The organism is Asticcacaulis sp. (assembly GCF_051954415.1).
In the GTDB taxonomy this organism is placed as follows: Bacteria; Pseudomonadota; Alphaproteobacteria; order Caulobacterales; family Caulobacteraceae; genus Asticcacaulis.
The window spans coordinates 17,426-39,448 of the sequence record NZ_JBQCHT010000047.1 but is presented as its reverse complement, the minus strand read 5'-3'; the positions used below and the strand labels follow the sequence as shown (position 1 = coordinate 39,448).

Here is a 22,023-nt window from a genome sequence, read left to right as displayed (position 1 = left end):
GTATCACGAGAACAGCCCCCCGATGAACTTGGTCAGTCCGATATTGTTAATGTCATTCCAGAAAGCGAATAGCATTAAGCCTAATACCAGCACTATGGCAATCCGGAAGGCCGCATTCTGGAATTCGGCCGAAATCGGCTTTTTGGTCACACCCTGCCACAGGATAAAGGCCAGGTGGCCGCCATCGAGCGCGGGAATGGGCAAAAGGTTCAGGAAGCCGACGCCGATCGAGATATAGGCCATGAGTTGCAGATAGGTGAGAGTCATGCCGGCGACGATTTGCCATAGGGGCGCCTTGACCTGGGCCGCCGCTATGGTCACGTCGCCCGTCGTCTTGGCCATCCCGACAATGCCGCCGATCTGATTGCCGCTCTCTTTTCCGGTGAAAATACGGCTAATATAGGTCAGGTTTGTATCAAGCACCTGCCAGGTCTTGTTGTTGCCAATAACCAGTGCCTGCCAGGGATTTACCGGCCGGCTGATCACATTGCCGCCAACGGAAATGCCAATAACACCGCCCTTGATCGTTTCGTTGTCACGGCCTGGCATACTGAGCAGGGCCCGCTTAGGCGTCACGGTCAGGCTGACAAGTTTGTGGTTACGCTCCACCTCGACGCGCGTAGGCGTCTCGGCCCTGAGCGCGATCAGCGTCACAAAATCCTCGTTGCTCCTGATTTCGTGGCCATCCACGCTGACGAAAGTGTCGCCGACCTTCAGCCCGGCCACCTCCCCGACATTCCCAGGCAGGAATGACAGAATCGTCGGGCGGCTGATCTGATCGCCAACCGTAAAGGTAATGAGGCTGAAAAGCGCGATCGCCAGCACGAAATTGGCGGCCGGCCCGGCCAGGATGATCAGGAACTTCTGCCACAACGGCTTGAAGTGATAATAGTCCTTCACCGCCTCGGCGCCTTCGCGTTCGGTGATGGCAATACGCGAGGCTTCCAGTTCCTCCGGCGACGGCATCATGGAGGTGATGTTTTCATCGCCGGCAAACTTGACATAGCCGCCCAACGGCAGCGCGCTCAGGCACCACTCGACACCCTGCTTGTCCGTCTTGCGCAGGAGAATCTTGCCGAACCCGACCGAAAAGCGCTCGATGCGGGTCTTGAACAGGCGCGCCACGCTGAAATGCCCCAGTTCGTGAAAAGTCACGATCAGGGAAATTATCACCAGGAACGGCACGATGTATGCGATGATACTCAGCAAAACGGTTTCCCCTGACGCGTTGCGACCACGACCTTACGCCGACAACCTGGCGGTGGCGAAAAGCTCGCCCACCAGGCGCCGGATCTCGCCATCGATTTCCAGCGCGCGTGTCATGGTCCCGTCGTTCGTATCACGACTTGCGTGATCTTTGGAAGGGATAGACGGCAATTGAGCCCGCATCATGGCGGATTCGACAAATTCGGCGATCTGCAGGAAGCCGATCTGACGGTCAAGGAATGCCTGCACGCAGACCTCATTGGCGGCATTAAAGACAGTTGGCATCCCCTCCCCCGCCTCCAGCGCCTCGCGCGCCAGGCGCAGCATCGGAAAGGCCGTCAGGTCGGGCGCGCTGAAGGTCAGGGTGCCGCGCGCCGCCAGGTCGAGTTTCGGCGCCTGCCAGTCGATGCGCTGCGGCCACCCCAGGCAGTAGGAAATCGGCACGCGCATGTCCGGGGAACCCAACTGCGCCAGGGATGACCCGTCCTTATATTCGACCATCGAGTGAATAACCGACTGCGGATGGACCAGAACGTCGATCTGGCTGGCTGGCATATCGAACAGATAGGCCGCCTCGATGAATTCCAGCCCCTTGTTGGCGAGCGTGGCGGAATCAATGGTGATCTTGGCACCCATGTTCCAGTTCGGATGCTTAAGCGCCTGCTCGACCGTCACCGCCTTCAGGTCCTCGCGTGAACGGCCCAGGAACGGCCCGCCGGAAGCGGTCAGGATCAGCTTCGATACCCGCGCCGGATCGTCCAGCACCTGGAAGATGGCATTATGCTCGGAATCGACCGGCAGGACGGTGCCGCCATGGGCCTCCACCCGATCGATCAGCGCCCGGCCACAACAGACCAGCGCCTCCTTGTTGGCCAAAGCCAGGATGGCGCCGGTGCCCGCCGCCGCCCAGGTTGGTTTGAGGCCGGCAATGCCGACGATCGCCGCCATTATCCAGTCGGCCTTGCGTCCCGCCGCTTCGCACACGGCTGCCGCGCCACAGGCAATCTCAAGTCCGGACTCGCCGATCAACGCCTTGAAGGCCGGCCACTGAGTCTCATCGGCCAGAACCGTGATCGCGGGCCGATATCTCAGCGCCTGTTCGGCCAGCAGCGCCACGTTCTTTCCGCCGACCAGGGTTTCGATCACATAGTCTTTCCCCGCTACGCCCGTTTCATCGAGCAGCCGCAAGGTAGACACACCGATCGAACCGGTCGAGCCGAGAATGGATATACGCCTGGTGGAAACAGAATTCATATTTCAGTGCCTAGCATGACCAGCAGACGTATACCCCCGATGGCGACAATGGCAAACATCAGACCGTCGACGCGATCGAGCAATCCGCCATGACCGGGAATCAGCGTGCCGGCATCCTTGACGCCGAACCGCCGCTTGAGCGCCGATTCCCACAAGTCGCCCGCCATGGTGGCCAGCGCCACCAGCAAACCGACGACCGAAGCCGAGGTATCATGCTTGAAGAGGCCGGTGATATCCGACAAAGCGCCCGCCGTCAGCATCCCGGCAATCAGCCCACCGGCGAATCCGGCCCAGGTCTTGTTTGGCGAATAGCGCGGCCACAGCTTCGGGCCGCCGAAGAATTTACCCGCGGCGAAGGCGGCGCTGTCCGCCGCCCAGGCGATCAGAAAGGCGAAAAACACCCATTCCACGCCGCGCTTGCTTTGATGCAGCCACATGATGACGATGGCCGGCCAGCCGATATAAAGCGCGCCATAGGCCGCATCCACCCAGCCGACATGCAGGCGGTAGGCATAAAGGCCGGCGCACAGCGAGCCGAAGCACAGCATCAGGATAGACAGAAGGGGATGGCCCAGATAGCCGACGAACAGCGCCGCTATGGCCGCCGTCGCTACAGCCACGGCGATCCGCCCGGATATGTTGGGCGCCATCATCACCCCCCATTCGATGCAAAGAAGCGCCACGCCGACGCTGATCATCACCAGGAAGGGCCGGTGGTCCTTGAGCATGGTGATGCCGAGGACAACCGCTATTAGTACCAGGGCCGATACGACGCGAACGGCGAGTTCACGCCCCTTGCTCTTCGGTTTTCCATCAGGCACCACGGCATGGTCATCAGAGGGCTGGCTTGACATGTCCCGCTTCCACAGCGCCGAACCGGCGATCCCGGCGGGCAAATATATCCAGCGCCGCCTTCAGGGGTTCATAGCCATAATCGGGCCACAGGATATCCTGGAACACAAACTCGGCATAGGCCGCTTCCCACAGCAGGAAATTCGACAGCCGGTGTTCGCCGCTGGTCCGGATCAGCAGATCGAGCGGCGGCAGCCCCTGCGTTGACAGATACCCGCCAAAGGTCTCCGGTGTAATATCGTCGGGGTTCAGGTCGCCCGCCCGGACCTCAGTGGCGATGCGCTTCACCGCCTCTATAATATCGGCCTGCGCGCCATAATTCAGCGCCACCTGAAGGTAAAAGCGCGAATTATCCTTCGTCTTTTCATGGGCCTCATTGACCATGCCGACAATATCCGCCGGCAGGCCCGCTTCCTGGCCAACGATCCGCACACAGACGCCTTCCTTGCGCAGTCGCTCCAGATCAGACTTGATGAAGGCGCGCAGCAAGCCCATCAGGTCATTGACCTCGGCTTCCGGGCGACGCCAGTTTTCCGTTGAGAAGGCAAAGACCGTCATGTGAGTCACGCCCAGATCGACCGCCGCCGTAATGGTGCGCTTCAACGCATCGACGCCCGCCTTGTGTCCCATGGTGCGGATCTGGTTCTTCGCCTTCGCCCAGCGACCATTGCCATCCATTATGACCGCCACATGCAGCGATTTTTGGGGCCGCGCCTTCACATCATGACTCTTTTCACCCGCCTGCGGGGTTATGGTGAGAGCATCCGTGGGGCCTAAAGGCATAAAGGCAACTTTCGTTTGGCACAGGCCGGACTAAAACGCGTCACAGGTAAAACGGCGAACCGCTTAAACCTGCATGATCTCGGCTTCCTTGACCTTCAACAATTCATCGATACGCTTGATCGCCGCATCGGTAAAGCCCTGCACCTCAGTGCCGCCCTTCTTCTCTTCGTCCTCGCTGATCTCCGAGGCTTTTTCGGCCTTCTTGAGGTCATCCATGGCCTCGCGGCGGACATTGCGCACGGCAACCTTCTGGGTTTCCGCATACTTGCCGGCGATCTTGACCAGCTCCTTGCGGCGCTCCTCGGTCAGCGGCGGGATCGGAATACGCAGGGTATTGCCGTCGGTGATCGGATTGAGACCCAGACCGGCGTTGCGGATAGCTTTTTCAACGGCCGTGACCGTGCCGCGATCAAAGACATTGACGCTAATCATGCGCGGTTCCGGCACTGAGACCGATGCGCAGGCATTGAGCGGCATGGAGGAACCATAGGCATCGACCATTACTTGGTCGAGCAGCGAGGCCGAGGCCCGGCCGGTGCGCAGCCCGGAGAAATCGTCCTTCAGGGCGTCGACCGCCTTGTCCATGCGGTCCTTGTAACGGGTGAGTTCAGGCTTTGCCATGACGATATCTCGCTTATTGTGTGATGACAGTGTAGGTGCCCTTGCCGTGAATGACCTCATTCAGGGCGCCGGGCGTGCGTATGGAGAAGACCACGATCGGGATGGCGTTTTCACGCATCAGGCTGACAGCCGACGCATCCATCACCTTAAGATCCTTTGACAAGACCTCAAGATAGTTGAGGTTTTGATAGCGTTCGGCCGTCTTGTCCTTCTTCGGATCGGCAGTATAGACACCATCGACCGACGTGCCCTTGAAGAGCGCATCGCAATTCATTTCAGCAGCCCGAAGGGCAGCCGCGGTATCGGTCGTGAAGTAAGGCGCGCCGGTACCGGCGGCGAATATGACCACCCGGCCTTTTTCGAGGTGACGAATGGCACGGCGGCGTACGAACGGCTCGCATACGGCATTCATCTGGATGGCGGATTGCACGCGGGTATCGATGCCTTGCTTTTCCAGGGCATTCTGCATGGCCAGGGCGTTCATTACCGTGGCCAGCATTCCCATGTAATCGGCGCTGGAACGTTCCATGTCCCCGGCCGCCTTCGACAGGCCACGGAAGATATTGCCCCCGCCGATCACCAGGCACAGTTCCACTCCCAGGCGCGCAACGGCGGCAACCTCGGCGGCGACAGCCTTGACGGTATTCATATCGATGCCAAAGCCCTGGTCGCCCATCAGAACCTCGCCGGAAACCTTCAGCAGGATGCGCTTATAGGCCAGCGGTTCCGAAGTCTGCAGGGCTTGGGATGTCATGGTCGGCTCCGGTGAATCAGTCAGGCGTCAGATATATGACGGCTTTAGCGCTTTAAGCGCGCTTTGGATAGGCGGAAGACCCCGGCAGGGCCGGACTTCCACGCCTGATTGTCATAAAAAAGAGGCGCCGGCATGTCAAATGCCGACGCCTCCAAAAGCCCCGAAAAGGAATGCTTTTAAGCGTTTATCAGACGCCGCCCGTCATCGAGGCGACTTCGGCCGCGAAATCATCGACCTTCTTTTCCACGCCTTCGCCCAGGGCGAGACGCGTAAATGCGGTGATCTTCACCGGGGTGCCGAGGGTCTTGGCGGTTTCCGCTACCAGTTCCTCTACGGTCTGGTCCGGGTTCATGACGAAGGCTTGCTTGTGCAGAACGACTTCTTCATAGAACTTGCGGATACGGCCTTCGATCATCTTTTCGATGACCTGCAGCGGCTTGCCGGATTCCTTGGCCTGCTCGGTCAGGACGGCCTTTTCGCGCTCGACGTGTTCCTGGTTCAGATCTTCGACGTTCAGCGACAAAGGCTGGGTGGCGGCGACGTGCATGGCAACCTTGCGGCCCATTTCCTTCAGCACTTCCGGATCACCGGCCGACTCGATGGCGACGAGCACGGCGATACGGCCGAGGTCCGGCGCGATCGCATTGTGGATGTAGGTGGCGACGACGCCTTCCGACACGCTGTGCTTGGCGAAACGGCGAACGACCATGTTTTCACCGATCGTGGCGATCAGGTTGGTGATGTCGTCGGAAACGGCGGCCGCGACGTCTTCCACCGTGTTGGCGGCGATACCGGCCTGGCCGGCCTTACGCGCCAGGGCCTGGAACAGGTCGTTGCGGGCAACGAAATCGGTTTCGGCGTTGACCTCGACGGCAGCGGCGGTCATGCCCTTGCCTTCGACCTTCGACGCGATGACAACCAGACCTTCCGCAGCGACGCGGTCAGCCTTCTTGGCGGCCTTGGAAAGGCCCTTGGCGCGCAGCCAGTCCAGGGACGCTTCGATGTCGCCGCCATTTTCAGCCAGCGCCTTCTTGCAGTCCATCATGCCTACGCCCGACTTTTCGCGCAGTTCCTTGACCAGGGCAGCAGTGATTTCAGCCATGAAATCCTCCTAAGTTTGATGTTTCAGATTTCGCAGCTTCATAGCCGCGATACATGTCAATTCAGCAACAGCTTAAAGCCAATTCCGGCTTTAAGCTGTCACATGTCTCGTAAGGCCGGGCGACTTTACTCCACCGCGTTGGCCCCTATATAGGAAGCCTTAGGCTTCGCTGGAAGCGTCTGCGGCATTATCGGCAACCAGGGCCGGCTCGATCGGATCGACCGAAGCACCCAGGTCACGGCCCGAAGCCACTTGACCAGCGGCCAGACCGTCCAGAACCGAATCAGCGATCAGGTCGCAGTACAGTTGCAGGGCGCGGGCAGCGTCGTCGTTACCCGGAACCGGATAGGTGATGCCGTCCGGATCGGAATTCGAGTCGAGGATGGCGATCACAGGAATGTTCAGCTTGCGGGCTTCCTGGATGGCGATACCTTCCTTGTTGGTGTCGATCACAAACATCAGGTCGGGGATGCCACCCATGTCCTTGATACCACCCAGCGACAGTTCAAGCTTTTCGCGCTCGCGGGTCAGGGTCAGCAGTTCCTTCTTGGAACGGCCGGCCGGATTGTTGTCGAGGACGTTTTCCAACTCACGCAGGCGCGCGATCGAACCGGAAATGGTGCGCCAGTTGGTCAGGGTGCCGCCGAGCCAGCGGTGGTTGACATAATACTGGGCCGAACGCTTCGCAGCAGCGGCCACCGGGCCTTGCGCCTGGCGCTTGGTGCCGACGAACAGGACGCGACCACCACTGGCAGCCACTTCACGCACCTTCAGCAGGGCCTGGTGGAACAGCGGCAGGGATTGCGACAGGTCGATGATGTGAATGTTGGAGCGCGACCCGAACAGGTAGCGTTCCATCTTGGGGTTCCAGCGGTGAGTCTGGTGACCGAAGTGCGCGCCGGCTTCGAGCAGGAGGCGCATGGAGATTTCTGGCATAGCCATAATGTAGTATCCTTCTTCCGATAATCCGCCGCAGATAGAAAAGCTTGGCCGGGCCCATGCCCGTTTCCGCCTCGGAACGCTATCAGCCCGATTTAGGGAAGATGGCGCGCACCTGCGTGTGAGATGGCCTGCACCTATTCACAATTTCAAAAAAAAGCAAGCCTCACCGGCAAGAAAAGTACGAATTGCAACCAAAGGATCAAATCCAGCCTTTGAGCCTCTGTCACTACTATTTAAAAAGACCAAATTCAAAAAACTAGGCATCCTCCAGTTCAATGATGCCCGACATATGCTTGAGCGCCCCCCGCAGATGCGCATCCAGATTATAGCGCAGTGGCAATTTGAACTCGATGACCCCCTCCCCACCAAGATCGGCGGTCAAGCTGATCTCCCCTCCTTTAGGAGATTTCGACGCTTCCAGCTTTTCCTTCAGTTCAGCCATATTGATCACATTGGCCAGTACATGCACTCTCAGGCCCATATCATCGGTCTTGAGCGTTTCGGACATGGGACCGGCGTCATCACCGAAGAAACGCACCTCACCATCGCGGCCTTTGCTTCGCACCTTGAGAACGATCGAATTGCCCACTTCCAGATGATCGCGGTTCTTGCGCAGCGATTCCGGCGGGAACAACACCTCATACTCACCACTGGGGTCGGACAAGGTGACAAAGGCAAATTTTTCACCTGAGCCCTGTGCGGCCCGCTCCTGTTTGCGGCGGATAATACCCGCCATACGGAAGGCTTCACGTCCTTCAGATGCCAGGGCCACCGCATCGGCGTAGAGGGTGACATTCCTACGCTTGAAGACATCCAGCATGTCCTGCAACGGATGGCCCGACAGATAGAAACCAATAGCCGCCAGTTCCTCATCGAGGCGCGCCGGTCCTGACACCGTGGCCACATTCGGCAGACGCGGCCGCGACGATTCATTGGAACCGAAAAGGCTGACCTGGGAGGCCGCCCGATCCGCCGCCATGCTCTGGGCATAGGCCATAAGGATATCCGCCGCCGCCACAATTTGCCCGCGATTAGGATGGATGGAATCAAACGCCCCTGCCCTGGCGAGGTTTTCCAGTGCGCGCTTATTGACCGCCTTCGGGTCGATACGCTCCAGGAAGTCGAACAGATCGGTAAACTTGCCGCCTTCCTCACGCGCCTGAACCACGCTCTGCATGGCTTCAAAGCCCACATTGCGGATGGCGCCCAAGGCGTAAAGCACCTCGCCATTTTCGACATCGAAATCGGCCATGGATCGGTTGATATCGGGCGGGCGGATCGTGACATTGAACCGCCGGGCGTCCTGATAGAAAACTGCCAGCTTGTCGGTATTGGTCATATCGAGGCTAAAGGTCGCCGCGAAGAATTCGACCGGGTGATTGGCTTTCAGATAGCCCGTCTGGTAGGAAATAAAGGCATAGGCAGCGGCGTGCGATTTGTTGAACCCATAGCCGGCGAATTTGTTGACGAGCTCGAAAATGCTGTCGGACTGTTTTTCAGGCACACCTTTTTCGGCCGCACCGGAAATGAACCTTGCTTTTTGCAAGTCCATCTCCTCTTTCTTCTTTTTACCCATGGCCCGGCGCAGCAAATCAGCTTCTCCCAGGCTATACCCGGAAAGAACCTGGGCGATCTGCATCACCTGTTCCTGATAGATGATGACGCCGTAGGTTTCCTTAAGCACCGGTTCCAAACTGGGGTGGAGCATATCGATTTCCATCCGGCCGAATTTCCGGTCGACATAGGTATCGATATTATCCATAGGCCCCGGCCGATAGAGCGAGATAAGCGCCGTGATCTCCTCCAGCGAGCTACACTGCATCTTGCGCAGCGTGTCGCGCATTCCCTGGCTTTCAAGCTGGAACACACCGATCGACTGGCCGGACGCCAACAGATCATAGGTCGGCTTGTCATCCAGCGGCAGGGTTGAATAATCGATATCGACACCGCGCTTTTTCAGGTAGTTCTGCGCCCGCTTGAGCGTGGTCAGGGTCTTCAGGCCGAGGAAGTCGAACTTGACGAGACCGGCGCTTTCCACCCATTTCATGTTGAACTGGGTCGCCGGAATATCCGACCGCGGATCACGATACAGTGGCACCAGTTCGGTCAGAGGCCGGTCACCGATCACGATACCGGCGGCGTGGGTGGACGCGTTACGGTACAGACCTTCAAGCCTCAACGCTGTATCGAGCAAACGCCTGACCGCATCGTCGTCATCTCGCGCTTCTTTCAGGCGTGGCTCGATTTCGATGGCCTGGGCCAGGGTCGTCGGATTGGCCGGGTTATTCGGCACCATCTTGCACAGACGATCCACCTGCCCCAAAGGCAACTGCATCACCCGTCCGGTATCACGCAAAACGGCGCGTGCCTGAAGCGTACCAAAAGTAATGATCTGTGCCACCCGGTCACGACCGTACTTTTCCTGCACATAGGAGATCACCTCTTCGCGGCGCTCCTGGCAGAAGTCGACGTCGAAGTCCGGCATCGAGACCCGTTCCGGATTGAGGAAGCGCTCAAACAGCAGACCAAAGCGAAGCGGGTCCAGATCGGTAATCGCCAACGCCCAGGCCACGGCCGAACCGGCACCGGAGCCCCGCCCCGGTCCGACCGGAATATCGTGCGCCTTACCCCACTTGATGAAGTCCGAAACGATCAGGAAGTAGCCGGGAAAGCCCATCTGGATGATGATGCCAATTTCCCGCTCCAGACGCGCCCAGTAGTCTTCCTCCGGCACGGCCAGCTTGACCTGTTTCAGGCGCATTTTCAGGCCCTCGCGCGCCTGATAAGTCAGCTCTTCTGCTTCGTTGCGGCCGGCGCCGGTATCGAAGCGCGGCAGGATCGGATCGCGTTTGCTGACAAGAAAAGCGCAACGCCGGGCGATTTCCAGCGTATTGTCGCAGGCTTCGGGCAGGTCGGAAAACAATTCCCGCATCAGGACAGCCGGTTTGAACCAATGCTCTTTCGTAACCTTGCGGCGGTCTTCCTGCCCCATATAGGCGCCATCGGAAATACACAGCAGGGCCTCATGCGCCGAAGCCAGATCCTGCGTGGCAAACTGCACGTCGTTAGTGGCTACCAGCGGCACGTCATTGGCATAGGCATATTCCACCAGCCCGACTTCCACCACCCCGCCCTTGACGCCGCCCTGAGGCGATCCGTCATGTCGCTGCAGTTCAATGTAAAAGCGGTCCCCAAAGGCCTCCTGCATCATTCGAAGCGCTGTCACCGCCTCGTCCGGTTTGCCCTGACGGAACAGCACGTCTACCGGCCCATCAAAACCACCCGAAAGCAGGATCAATCCCTCGTTATGCGCGACCACCTGCTCCCAGCGGACATGCGGTTCTTCGGCGGCATCCGCATCGACATAGGCAATGGAAGACAATTTGGTGAGGTTGAGATAGCCCGCTTCATTCTGGACAAACAAAACGACGGTCGGAATCTTGCCCCAGCGTTCTGATGGCGCGCCGCCAATGCCCCTGACCGGGAGCGAACAGCCAATAATGGGCTGGACACCCGTATCCTTGCACACCTGGGAAAATTCGAGGGCGCCGAAGAGATTGCAGCGATCAGCAATTCCCACGGCCGGCATGTTCTGTTTATGGGCCAGCTTGCCCATATCATACGCCTTGATGGCGCCTTCCAGCAGCGAATAGGCCGACTTGACGCGCAGGTGGATGAAATCTTCGCTCACGACGCGCTCCTATGGGTGAACCCGGCCCGGTTCGCGCGACTCACGCCGCCAGCGACACCACATGGCACATGAGGAAAACAAAACCCGTAACGGCGGCAAATGACAACATGTTATGCAGGGCGCTGACCATTTTTCCACATTCCTTTGCGTTCTATTGATGTTCCCTAATTCATGATTTGTTCTATATTCTTGTTTTGTTCCAACCGCAATAGGGATTGTGTTCCACAGGCGGAACAAAATTATAACCTGTTGATTGATAAGTGGATTAAATTTCCGCGTGGACGTCGAAAGGCACTAACTGGCCGTCAAGCAGCCTGACCACCCGGTCCATATGCCTGGCCAGTTCCAGGTTATGGGTGGCGATCACCGCCCCCACGCCCTGGGCCTTGACGATGGCCTTGAGGGCGTCAAACACTTGCCCTGATGTCGCTGGGTCGAGATTACCCGTCGGCTCATCCGCCAGCAGCAGGCGCGGCTTGTTGGCCAATGCCCGTGCTATGGCCACGCGTTGCTGTTCGCCACCGGATAGCTGCGCCGGCAGGTGATCCAGTCGTTCCGCCAGTCCCAGGGCGGTTAACAATTCCCGCGCCCTCGCCTCGGCTTCCTTCATCGGCCGCCCCATAATGCGCTGCGGCACAGCCACATTGCCCACAGCTGTATATTCCGGCAGGAGATGATGGAACTGGTAGACGAAGCCGATCTTTTCCAGCCTCGCCTTCGTGCGCAAACGCTCGTCCGCCGAATGGAAATCCTCGCCGTCAATGCTGAGGCGGGCATTCGGCGCAGCTTCCAGCAGACCGGCGGCATGAAGCAGGGACGACTTGCCGGAACCCGACGGCCCTACCAGGCCGACCAGTTCACCGGGCATGACATCGAGATCGACGCCCTTTAGCACGGCCAGCTTGCGACCATCGCCCAGCGCGTAATCGCGGTGCAGTCCTTTGAGCGATAAAACCGGGTTACTCATAACGGAGTGCCTCCACGGGTTCGAGCTTGGAGGCCCACAAGGCCGGGAAGAAGGTGGAAATACAGGCCGCCAGCAGAGACGCGATGACCACGAACGCCACTTCGGACGGCTCCATCTTGGCGGGCACGGCATCGAGATAATAGACATCGGCGGGGAACAGCTTGGTATGCAGCAGCCATTCCAGGAAATGCTGGATCGGCCCGATGAAGGTGCAGAACAGCACCCCCAGCAGCAAGCCCGCCGCCGTGCCGGCAGCGCCGATGATCGTGCCCGTCATGAAGAAAATCCGCGAGATCGCCGCCCGGTCGGCGCCCATGGTGCGCAAAATGGCGACATCGCGCGTCTTGTTCTTCACCAGCATGACAATGCCGGAAATGATGTTGAGCGTTGCGATGATGACAATGAAGAACAGGATGAACCGCATGGCCGTGCGCTCGACCTTGAGCGCGCCCCACAGCGAGGCGTTCTGCTCCTTCCAGTCGGAAATATAGGCGCCCTCGCCCGCCGCCCTGGTCAGGGCCGGACGGTAGAGATCGATATCATAGGGCTTGTCGACCTTGATTTCGACCGTATCCCACTCGTCTTCGCGGTCGAAGAACAGTTGCGCCTGGGTGATCGGCATATAGATAAACGCTTTGTCGATATCGCTGACGCCGCTTTTGAAAATGCCGCCGACCGTATATTCCTTGCGCCTTGGCGTGGCGCCGAAAGCCGTCGAGCCACCGGGCGATACGAGCGTTACCTCGTCGCCGGCATTGAGACCCAGTTCATTGGCCACACCGCTGCCGACCAGGATGACATCCCCGCCGTAGTCGCCGACGCCGAACTGCGCCATGCCATCGGCCGGCTTTATGCTGTCACTGATCAGTTTGGTGTGCTTGAGCGCTTCAGGGATGACGCCGCGCATATAAGCCAGGCCGGTCTGACCGTGCGAATTCTGGATAAGGCCGGGCGAATCCAGATAAGGATTTGCATCAACAACACCCGGTATCGCCTTGATCCGCTTGAGCATATCATCACGATGAGCAAAATCATTGATCGGCTGACCGGAGACATAGGCATGGCCGCTGAAGGCCAGGACGCGCGACATCAGTTCGTCGCGGAAGCCGTTCATGATCGACAGCACGCTGATCAGCGCCGTCACCGCCAGCATGATGCCGGTGAAGCTGATGATGGCGATGACCGCGATGCCGCCGTCCTTGCGCTTGGTGCGGAGATATTTCAGGGCGAGATCAAATTCCCAGCCTTTGAAATTGAACAGCGACAGCAACGATGCCATGCGGCTTATGCCTTCGAGAGTTGTGCGAGGCCGGCGTCAAACGGCACGGTCAGGCGTTCGCCGGTGGCGCGGTTTTTCAGTTCGACCTGGCCGTCTGCCAGCCCCTTCGGGCCGATGATCAGTTGCCATGGCACGCCGATCAGATCCATGGCGGCGAACTTGGCGCCGGCACGCTCGTCGGTGTCGTGATAAAGCACGTCGCGGCCGGCCGATTGCAGGGCTGAATAGGCTTTTTCACAAGCGGCGTCGCAGGCTTCATCGCCCTGGCGCAGATTGACGATGGCGACATCGAACGGCGCGACGCTTTCCGGCCAGATAATGCCGGCGTCGTCATGCGAGGCCTCGATAATCGCGCCGAGCAGACGCGAAACACCGACACCGTAAGAGCCCATATGGACGGTGATTTCGCCATCGGGCCCATTGACCACGGCCTTCATCGGCTTGGAATATTTCTCGCCGAAATAGAAGATATGGCCGACCTCTATACCGCGCGCAGACACCTGCTTGTCTTCCGGCACCTCGGCTTTGAAACGAGCGTCGTCATGCATTTCCTCGGTGGCGGCATAGAGCGCAGTGCGGCCCTCGAATATGTGTTCGAGATTGTCCCAATCGACGTCATTGCCGGGCGCGGGCATGTTGATCAGGTCTTCATGGCAGAAGACGGCGCTTTCGCCGGTATCGGCCAGGATGATGAACTCGTGCGACAGGTCGCCGCCGATCGGGCCGGTATCGGCGCGCATCGGCACGGCTTTCAGGTCCAGGCGCGAGAAGATGTTCAGATAGGCGGTGAACATGCGGTTATAGGATTTCCGCGCCGCTGCCTCGTCCACGTCAAACGAATAGGCATCCTTCATCAGGAATTCGCGGCCGCGCATCACGCCGAACCGCGGGCGCTGCTCGTCGCGGAATTTCCACTGGATATGGAAGAGATTTAGGGGCAGATCCTTGTAGGACCGCACCGTGCCGCGGAAAATTTCGGTGATCATTTCCTCGTTGGTCGGACCGTAGAGCATCTCCCGCTCGTGGCGGTCCTTGATGCGCAGCATTTCCTGGCCATAGTCTTCGTAACGGCCGGATTCGCGCCACAGGTCGGCCAGTTGCAGGGTTGGCATCAACAGTTGAATCGAGCCGGCGCGCGCCATTTCTTCTTCGACGATCTTTTCGATCTTCTTTAGCACCTTGAAGCCCAGCGGCAGCCAGGCATAGATGCCGGCGGCTTCCTGGCGGATCATGCCAGTGCGCAGCATCAGGCGGTGAGAGACGATCTGGGCCTCGGCGGGATTTTCTTTGAGAAGGGGCAGGAAGAAGCGCGACAGGCGCATGGTTGAGAATCCGTGTGTAACTTGAGTTGCGCGCACCCTAGACAGTTCGGCCGGGAGAGTGAAGCGCTTTTACACGGGATTATGGCGGATTCGCGTTACGCGCCCGGAATTGTCGGAAGCGGAATATGGATGAAGTACATGAAGACGATCACAAGTCCCCAGACAACCAGCGCCACCAGGCTGTTGATCCTGACCTTCTTCCACAGGTTATGTTTGATCGGCGCGCCGGGATCATTGCCCTTGATGACCTCGGTGCCCTCCTCCACCGGCGTGCGGTTCCACAGCGGCAGAATGGCGAAAAAGGTCACCCACCAGATCATCAGATAGATGGCGGCCCAGCTAATCGGGTTCATTGGCGCTTCCTGTGACGTTTCCTGCGATTGCGGCCTAGATCAGTCCCAGACCTTCCTCCACACCTAATACCAGATTCAGGTTTTGTACAGCGGCGCCAGAAGCCCCTTTGCCGAGATTGTCGAACACCGCCACCAGGTTGGCCGTATCCTGGTCCGGATTGCCGAAGACATGGATCAAGAGTTGATTGGTATTGGCCAGCATGGCGCCATGAACCGCGCCAGTCTCGGCACTTTCCTCAGCCGAGGCGACACGTACAAATTGCTCGCCGAGATAATGCGCCGTCAGCAGGTTGCGCACCGCATCGATGTCGGGCTCGTCCGGCAACGCCCACAGATGCAGCGGCACCTGAACGATCAGCCCTTGCGGGAAATTGGCGACCACCGGCGTGAAAATAGGCGGACTTTCCAGGCCGGAGTAGAGTGTCATTTCCGGCAGGTGCTTGTGCGAAAGCCCGGTGGCGTAAAGCCGCTCATGACCCTTGCCGTGATCGGGGCCACCCTCGAATTCGGCAATCATTGATTTGCCGCCGCCGCTGTAGCCCGTCAGCGAGGTGGCGGTGATTGGAAAGAAGGACGGAATGATGCCGGCCTCGACCAGTGGCCGCGTCAGGGCAATAAAACCCGTGGCGTGGCAGCCGGGGTTGCTGATGCGTTTCGACGTCTTGATGGCGGCGCGCTGCTCATCGCTCATTTCCGGGAAACCGTAGGTCCAGTACGGATCGGTGCGGAATGCGGTCGAGGCATCGATCACGCGCACATGCGTATTTTCAACCATTGACACGGCTTCAATAGCGGCTTCATCCGGCAGGCAAAGGATGACGGCATCGGCTGAATTGAGCGCGTCCTTTCGGGCGGCGGCGTCCTTGCGCTTGTCGTCACTGAGGCGGATCAGTTCGATATCCGGCCGCTTTTCCAGCCGCTCACGGATCTGCAGGCCAGTGGTGCCGGCTTCGCCGTCGATGAAAACCTTATGGGACATGGTCTACCTTTCTCCTCCCCTGCTTGCGGCAACGCCGTTGTGGGAGAGGTGGCGAGCTGGTCTCGCCGGAGGGGGCCGCTTACGGGGGGGGGCCTCCGTCAGCTTCGCTGCCACCTCCCCCGCTACGCTTCGCTTGCAAGGGAGGAGAATAAAGAAAAAGCGCTCCGGTTGCCCGAAGCGCTTTTCCGCATGAGTTTGTGACTCGTGCGATTAACGCTTCGAGAACTGGAAGCTCTTGCGCGCCTTGGCGCGGCCGTACTTCTTACGCTCGACGACGCGCGAGTCGCGGGTCAGGAAGCCGGCGGCCTTCAGGGTCGGACGCAGGCCCGGCTCATAATAGGTCAGCGCCTTCGACAGGCCGTGACGGATTGCGCCGGCCTGGCCGGAGAGACCCGAACCCTGGACCGAAACGAACACGTCGAATTGCGAGGCGCGATCGGTCAGGTTGAGCGGCTGGGCGATCATCATGCGCAGGACGGGACGGGCGAAATACACTTCCTGTTCGCGGTCATTGATGATCCACTTGCCGGAACCCGGCTTGATCCAGACGCGGGCGATGGCGTTCTTGCGCTTGCCGGTGGCATAGGCGCGGCCATACTTGTCGAGTTGCTGGACGCGGACGGGCGCGGCCTCAGGGGCCGACGACAGGGAAGCCAGGGCTTCCATACCTTGAGCGGGAGCTTGGATATCGGACATGATTAGACGCTCCGGACGTTCTTGCGGTTCAGCGACTTGAAGTCGACGACTTCCGGCTGCTGAGCTTCATGGGGATGGGCGGCGCCGGCGTAGATACGCAGGTTGGTCATTTGACCACGGGCCAGCGGGCTTTCCTTCGGCATCATGCGCTCGACGGCCTTGGTCAGGACGCGCTCGGGATACTTGCCGTTCAGCAGTTGGCCAAGCGTGCGCTGCTTGACGCCACCGGGATGGCCGGTGTGCCAGTAGAAGATTTCGTTTTCCTTCTTGCCGGTCAGGTGGACCTTCTCGGCATTGATGACGACGATATAGTCGCCGGAATCAACGTGCGGCGTATAGGTGGGCAGGTGCTTGCCGCGAAGACGCATGGCGATGTACGAGGCCAGACGGCCGAGCACGGCGTCCTCGGCGTCGATCACGATCCACTTCTTCTCGACATCAGCGGGCTTCAGCGCCGCGGTCGTGGAGGTCAACATGATAAAATCCTTAGGTTTCCATCCGAAAAGGATATCCGGGCGGAGAAGAGCGCGGGATATACGGGAGAGACACCACCCTGTCAACGCATTATTTTTAGCAAAAACACCAGTAATCAATTGTTTTTAATAAGATATTTTATAAAGGTATTAATTTACCGTAACATTTTTCACTGTCACGAAACGGTAATACGGACGTGGCAAGCCCTGAACATAGCTCATTTGTGAGGATCAGATGCAAATTTCCCGACGTCTCATGCTTGGCGGTGCGATCGCTACCTCTTCCGCTTTCGCTGGCCTTGGCCACCGTGCCCTGGCCGCTGCCCGCGTCGAACCGGCCGCCGATCCCGGCTATCTCAGCGAAATCGAAGGCTATGGCCCGCTCCTGCCCGATCCGAAAGGCTTCATAGACCTGCCGGCCGGCTTTTCCTACACGGCGTTCTCGGCCCTGGGCGAAACCATGGATGATGGTTTCAAGGTGCCGGGCCTGCACGACGGCATGGCCGCCTTTCCGCACACTTCGCCCGACAAGGTGGTTCTGGTGCGCAATCACGAGATCAAGCACAATATCACCGATATCGGCCCACTCGGCGACCGCCACCAGTTGATTGACAAACTCGACCGCGCGCGCGTCTACGATCATGACACCAACGGCGCGCCCCTGAGCGGCGGCACCACCACCCTCGTCTACAATATCAAGACCAGGCAACTGGAAAGCCATTTCCTGTCGCTGACCGGCACCTCGACCAATTGTGCTGGCGGCGCGACGCCGTGGGGCTCCTGGCTGTCTTGCGAGGAAACCACTCAAGCGGCCGGCGACGGCGTCAAAAAGGACCACGGTTTCGTCTTTGAGGTGCCGTCGGGCTACAAAGGCATTGCCGCCCCGGTGCCGATCAAGGCCATGGGCCGTTTCAACCACGAGGCCGTGGCCATCGATCCGCGCACCGGCATCGTCTACATGACCGAGGACATGTCCGATGGCGTTTTTTACCGCTACCTGCCGAACGACACGCGCTACCTCCACAAGGGCGGCCGCCTCCAGGCCCTCGCCTTCCATGATGTGCCGCGTGCCGTCACGAGCAACAAATACGCGCATCTGTGGAACGTCGGCGACCGCCATGCCGTCACCTGGGTCGACCTGAAGGATGTCGAAAGCCCGGACGACAGCCTGCGCACGCAAGCCTATCTCAAAGGGGCCGCACGCTTCTCGCGTGGCGAAGGCATCCATTACGGCCACAACGAACTGTTCTTCGCCTGCACCTCCGGCGGCGCTAAAGCCTATGGCCAGTTGATGCGCTATATCCCCAGCCCTTATGAAGGCACGGACCGCGAAAAGGACCAGCCCGGCCAGATTGAACTGTTCGTCGAATCCGGCGACCTGCGCGTCATCGACTATGCCGATAACCTCACCGTGGCGCCGTGGGGCCACCTCTATGTCTGCGAGGACCGTTATTCCGACGTGCTGAACAACCACCTGCGCATTGTCACACCCGAAGGCAAGGTGACGACCTTTGCCCGCAATGTCGATGCCCAGCATTCGGAATGGGCCGGCGTCACCTTCTCGCCGGACGGCTCCACCCTGTTCGCCAATATCCAGACGAACAGCGTCACCGTGGCGATCACCGGCCCGTGGGAAAAGTTCAGCCGGCGGGCCGTCTAGCGAAACACCCGGTCGGCGCGCGCCACACTCCAGGTCAACCAGACCGCCAGCGCCAGCACGCAAACCGCAACCACCTGATGCGCCAATGCAAAGCCCAGCGTGACTACTGTAATCAAAGTGGTCACGCCCAGGGCCGCCTGAATCCAGGTGGCGGCCGCCAAGGTGGCCGACAGTGATTTCAAGGCATCGTCATTGATCTTGCGCGCCATCACCAGAGCATAGGCCGTGGCGAAGACCAGCAGCAGATAGGCGTTCATGCGGTGCATGAACTGCACCAGCCCCTGATCGTGCAGGAAGCTGTAGCCGACGCCTTTCGCCCAGTCGACCAGCGGGAAAATATGCCCGTTCATCAGCGGCCAGTCATTATATACCAGTCCGGCGCGATTGCCGGCCACCAGGGCGCCCAGCATACATTGCACGAAGACAACCAGCAGCAGCAACCAGGTCACCGCTTTCCAGCCGTCCGGCGCGCCGCGGCCGCGCGTTTGCCCTTCAAGCGCTTCAAGTCCGGTCCAGATCGAGCCACACATCAGAATCAGCGCCAGCGACAGATGCGTCATTAGCCTTTCCGGCGCCACCTCGGTGCGGTACTGGAGACCGGAATAAACCATCCACCAGCCGACAAAGCCCTGAACCGCGATCAGCCCGACCAATACGCCGCAGCGCCAGATCAGCCGTGCCGGTATTGCCTTCGCCAGCAACAGGCCGATAAAGCCCAGCAGATAGACCATGCCCAGCAAACGCGCCAGCAGGCGGTGCGCCCACTCCCACCAATAGATGCCCTTGAACTGCTCCAGGTTCATATGGGCGTTCATGATGCGGTACTGCGGTATTTTCTGGTAGCCCTCGAAGGCCGCCTGCCAGTCGGTCTCGTTCATCGGCGGCAACACGCCGGTCACCGGCTTCCATTCGGTGATCGACAGGCCGGATTCGGTCAAACGGGTGGCGCCGCCGACGCAAACCAGGGTCAGAACCAGAAAGGCCGCCACGAACAGCCAGACCGCTACAACGGGTGACTTGAGGGGAAGTCGCGCCATACGCTTCATTCAGATATCCAACTTTTAGAACTTTTCTTTAACACGCACCTTAATCCGAAAAGTGCGTTACACTTTTCGGGATGCGCTTAGCCAATTCCGCCGCCCGCCTCTGTTTCAAATCCTTGCCGTTTGGCTGAAGAGATTGTAACAAAGGTATGGCGTCGCTTTGATTTTGCCCATACCGCAACGGGCAATTCAAGCGCTTCGCGCACGAAAAAGGCCGAACAATGGCCAAGAAAGGACCCCTCAGCCATGACGGCAGAGAACTATATCCTCGCCACCCTGGCCGGTTTCGTGGTCGGCTGGATCGCCAACGCCATGAGCAAAAGCCGTTTCAGCTTTCCCATCAATGTTTTCGTCGCCATTTTCGGCGCCATTCTGCTCAATTTTTTCACCCAGAGCAGCGAAATGATCGGCGATCACTTTTTCTCGATCCTGATGGTATCCTTCGCCGGCAGTTCGGTATTGCTTGGCCTGTTCCACCTCACTCGCATGATCGAGCGCCGCTAATGCCAGGTCCGTTTGACCGGCTCAGCCTGCCCCAGCGCCGCGCCATCGCCTGCCTGGGGATTCTCGTCTGGCTGGGCTTTTACGTTTGCGTGGTGGCCGCACTGGCCGGCTTCCTGCATGGCGGCCAGATCACGGCCCTGATCTTCTATGCCCTGGCCGGCACCCTGTGGGGCGTGCCGATCATTCCACTGATCTCCTGGTCGGAAAATTACAAAGGGAAAAACAAGAGCAAATGAGCGAAGAAACGGCCAGACCAGTGTTGCCGGCTATCGGCAAGGGGCGACTGGAAGCCTTCAGCGACGGCGTCATCGCCATCATCATCACCATCATGGTGCTGGAACTGCATACGCCCGAAGGCGTCGACCTCCACGCCCTGCTCGATGTCGGCCATACCTTCCTGCTCTATGCCTTAAGCTTTATCTATGTCGGCATCTACTGGAACAATCACCACCACCTGCTCCACGCCTGTCACAAGATAAACGGCGGCGCCCTGTGGGCCAACCTGCACCTGCTGTTCTGGCTGTCGCTGGTCCCCTTCACCACGCGCTGGATGGGCGAAAGCGATTTCGCCACCATCCCCACGGCCGCCTATGGGCTCTCCCTGCTGATGCCCTCCATTGCCTATTCCATACTGGTGAAGGTGCTGATCGCCGTAAACGGTCGGGACAGCGCCGTCGGCCGCGCCATCGGCAGTGATGTGAAGGGATATATCTCCACAGCCATCTATATTCTGGGGCTGGCCCTGACGGTCTGGAACAGCTTTGCCGGCATCGCCTGTTATGTGATCGTGGCCCTGATCTGGCTGGTACCCGACCGCAGGATCGAGCATTAGCGGTTTCCGAAAAGTGTAACGCACTTTTCGGATTAAAAAGCGCGCAATGCTAAAAAGTCCCCGGTTCGTCAGGCCGGTCTATGCTTTAGGCATGGAACAGACCGATATCACCCAGCGCCTGCGCAAACTCGCTTTGAACCTGCTTGATGCCTACGAGCAGATCGAAACACCGACTACCTTTGTTGAGGCTGATCGCGCCGCCAAGGCGCTGATCTCGATCAGCAAGGCGATTAAACTGGCCGGAGAAGAGCCGCCCATGCTGAAGCCAGCTGTGCCGCCGATTGCTCCGGCACCACGAAAGGCGGCGGGACAGTCGCGCTATCTGGAGGTCGAGCGCCAGGCCAGGGCGCTTATCGAGGCCGACAAAGCACTTCGGGGCGGCCAGTTGAGCGATGCGGAGATAGAAGCATTGCTGGGGCCGCCTGATCCGGCCGTCAGACGGTTTTGATGGTTGGGATGAAAGACAGATCGGTGTCGCTGCGCGACGCTTTCTCAGTGGGAGCGACAGGATTGGCTCCGCTGCGCTTCGCCGAAAGCTCGCCAGCTCGCTTTTCGAACAAGGTTCGCCCCTGAGCGCAGACATTGAAATAAAAAAGGCACCCCAAGAGGGATGCCTTTTATATTTCAATGGTCGGAGCGACAGGATTCGAACCTGCGACCCCTTGACCCCCAGTCAAGTGCGCTACCAGGCTGCGCCACGCTCCGCCAAA

General features: G+C 59.2%; 22 protein-coding genes and 1 tRNA gene. 5 read left to right on the top strand and 18 right to left on the bottom strand.

Going from position 1 to position 22,023, the window contains the following annotated elements; all coding sequences use genetic code 11:
* Window positions 1-3: 3 nt before the first annotated feature.
* From ACTHND_RS18070 to rplM, 16 genes are all read right to left on the bottom strand, one after another.
* Window positions 4-1,209, bottom strand: coding sequence for a M50 family metallopeptidase (locus ACTHND_RS18070; protein WP_440179366.1), 1,206 nt, complete (start codon window positions 1,207-1,209; stop codon window positions 4-6).
* A 33-nt stretch (window positions 1,210-1,242) separates the two neighbouring features.
* Window positions 1,243-2,460, bottom strand: a complete 1,218-nt coding sequence (gene dxr, locus ACTHND_RS18065; protein ID WP_440179365.1) for a 1-deoxy-D-xylulose-5-phosphate reductoisomerase — start codon at window positions 2,458-2,460, stop codon at window positions 1,243-1,245.
* Complete coding sequence (locus ACTHND_RS18060; RefSeq protein WP_440179364.1) at window positions 2,457-3,314, bottom strand: phosphatidate cytidylyltransferase; 858 nt, start codon at window positions 3,312-3,314, stop codon at window positions 2,457-2,459. Before ACTHND_RS18060 ends, dxr begins: the two co-directional genes overlap by 4 nt.
* Window positions 3,295-4,095, bottom strand: a complete 801-nt coding sequence (uppS, locus tag ACTHND_RS18055) for a polyprenyl diphosphate synthase (RefSeq protein ID WP_440179363.1) — start codon at window positions 4,093-4,095, stop codon at window positions 3,295-3,297. The genes ACTHND_RS18060 and uppS overlap by 20 nt, the downstream gene beginning before the upstream one ends.
* Before the next feature lie 63 nt (window positions 4,096-4,158).
* Entirely contained in the window at window positions 4,159-4,716 is a 558-nt protein-coding gene (gene frr / locus ACTHND_RS18050; protein ID WP_440179362.1) for a ribosome recycling factor, read from the bottom strand.
* Window positions 4,717-4,729: 13 nt separating this feature from the next.
* On the bottom strand, window positions 4,730-5,470 hold the full coding sequence (pyrH, locus tag ACTHND_RS18045) for a UMP kinase (RefSeq protein WP_440179361.1): 741 nt from the start codon (window positions 5,468-5,470) through the stop codon (window positions 4,730-4,732).
* Window positions 5,471-5,657: 187 nt separating this feature from the next.
* On the bottom strand, window positions 5,658-6,572 hold the full coding sequence (gene tsf, locus ACTHND_RS18040) for a translation elongation factor Ts (protein WP_440179360.1): 915 nt from the start codon (window positions 6,570-6,572) through the stop codon (window positions 5,658-5,660).
* Window positions 6,573-6,731: 159 nt separating this feature from the next.
* Complete coding sequence (gene rpsB / locus ACTHND_RS18035) at window positions 6,732-7,514, bottom strand: 30S ribosomal protein S2 (RefSeq protein ID WP_440179359.1); 783 nt, start codon at window positions 7,512-7,514, stop codon at window positions 6,732-6,734.
* A gap of 256 nt (window positions 7,515-7,770) precedes the next feature.
* A complete protein-coding gene (gene dnaE, locus ACTHND_RS18030) occupies window positions 7,771-11,205 on the bottom strand; it encodes a DNA polymerase III subunit alpha (RefSeq protein WP_440179358.1) in 3,435 nt (1,144 codons plus the stop codon).
* Between the two features lie 265 nt (window positions 11,206-11,470).
* Window positions 11,471-12,172: an ABC transporter ATP-binding protein gene (locus ACTHND_RS18025; RefSeq protein WP_440179357.1), complete on the bottom strand. Its 702-nt coding sequence runs from the start codon at window positions 12,170-12,172 to the stop codon at window positions 11,471-11,473.
* The gene (locus tag ACTHND_RS18020; protein WP_440179356.1) at window positions 12,165-13,451 is read right to left on the bottom strand and encodes a lipoprotein-releasing ABC transporter permease subunit; all 1,287 of its coding nucleotides are present in this window, start codon (window positions 13,449-13,451) and stop codon (window positions 12,165-12,167) included. The genes ACTHND_RS18025 and ACTHND_RS18020 overlap by 8 nt, the downstream gene beginning before the upstream one ends.
* 5 nt (window positions 13,452-13,456) lie before the next feature.
* On the bottom strand, window positions 13,457-14,773 hold the full coding sequence (gene proS / locus ACTHND_RS18015; RefSeq protein ID WP_440179355.1) for a proline--tRNA ligase: 1,317 nt from the start codon (window positions 14,771-14,773) through the stop codon (window positions 13,457-13,459).
* A gap of 95 nt (window positions 14,774-14,868) precedes the next feature.
* Complete coding sequence (locus ACTHND_RS18010) at window positions 14,869-15,126, bottom strand: DUF1467 family protein (protein ID WP_440179354.1); 258 nt, start codon at window positions 15,124-15,126, stop codon at window positions 14,869-14,871.
* A 34-nt stretch (window positions 15,127-15,160) separates the two neighbouring features.
* Entirely contained in the window at window positions 15,161-16,105 is a 945-nt protein-coding gene (argC, locus tag ACTHND_RS18005) for an N-acetyl-gamma-glutamyl-phosphate reductase (protein WP_440179353.1), read from the bottom strand.
* 210 nt (window positions 16,106-16,315) lie between these two features.
* Window positions 16,316-16,801: a 30S ribosomal protein S9 gene (gene rpsI / locus ACTHND_RS18000; RefSeq protein WP_090643298.1), complete on the bottom strand. Its 486-nt coding sequence runs from the start codon at window positions 16,799-16,801 to the stop codon at window positions 16,316-16,318.
* Window positions 16,802-16,803: 2 nt separating this feature from the next.
* On the bottom strand, window positions 16,804-17,277 hold the full coding sequence (rplM, locus tag ACTHND_RS17995) for a 50S ribosomal protein L13 (protein ID WP_440179352.1): 474 nt from the start codon (window positions 17,275-17,277) through the stop codon (window positions 16,804-16,806).
* Window positions 17,278-17,509: 232 nt separating this feature from the next.
* On the opposite strand from rplM, the gene ACTHND_RS17990 reads away from it, so the two are divergent.
* Window positions 17,510-18,934, top strand: coding sequence for an alkaline phosphatase PhoX (locus ACTHND_RS17990; RefSeq protein WP_440179351.1), 1,425 nt, complete (start codon window positions 17,510-17,512; stop codon window positions 18,932-18,934).
* Here ACTHND_RS17990 and ACTHND_RS17985 read toward each other — a convergent pair.
* Entirely contained in the window at window positions 18,931-19,980 is a 1,050-nt protein-coding gene (locus ACTHND_RS17985) for a COX15/CtaA family protein (protein WP_440179350.1), read from the bottom strand. The two genes, ACTHND_RS17990 and ACTHND_RS17985, sit on opposite strands and share 4 nt — an antisense overlap.
* Before the next feature lie 243 nt (window positions 19,981-20,223).
* Here ACTHND_RS17985 and ACTHND_RS17980 point away from each other — a divergent pair, with 243 nt between their 5' ends.
* Genes ACTHND_RS17980 through ACTHND_RS17965 form a run of 4 tightly spaced genes read left to right on the top strand, consistent with a single transcriptional unit; the run spans window position 20,224 to window position 21,761 of the window.
* Window positions 20,224-20,481, top strand: coding sequence for a transglycosylase (locus ACTHND_RS17980; protein ID WP_303830341.1), 258 nt, complete (start codon window positions 20,224-20,226; stop codon window positions 20,479-20,481).
* Window positions 20,481-20,717 (top strand): DUF2842 domain-containing protein, encoded by a 237-nt coding sequence (locus ACTHND_RS17975; protein ID WP_440179349.1) that lies wholly within the window; start codon window positions 20,481-20,483, stop codon window positions 20,715-20,717. The genes ACTHND_RS17980 and ACTHND_RS17975 overlap by 1 nt, the downstream gene beginning before the upstream one ends.
* A complete protein-coding gene (locus ACTHND_RS17970; protein ID WP_440179348.1) occupies window positions 20,714-21,313 on the top strand; it encodes a TMEM175 family protein in 600 nt (199 codons plus the stop codon). Before ACTHND_RS17975 ends, ACTHND_RS17970 begins: the two co-directional genes overlap by 4 nt.
* 46 nt (window positions 21,314-21,359) lie before the next feature.
* Entirely contained in the window at window positions 21,360-21,761 is a 402-nt protein-coding gene (locus ACTHND_RS17965; RefSeq protein ID WP_440179347.1) for a hypothetical protein, read from the top strand.
* A gap of 180 nt (window positions 21,762-21,941) precedes the next feature.
* On the opposite strand, the gene ACTHND_RS17960 is transcribed toward ACTHND_RS17965, so the two are convergent.
* Window positions 21,942-22,018 (bottom strand) — tRNA-Pro (locus ACTHND_RS17960).
* Window positions 22,019-22,023 lie beyond the last annotated feature (5 nt).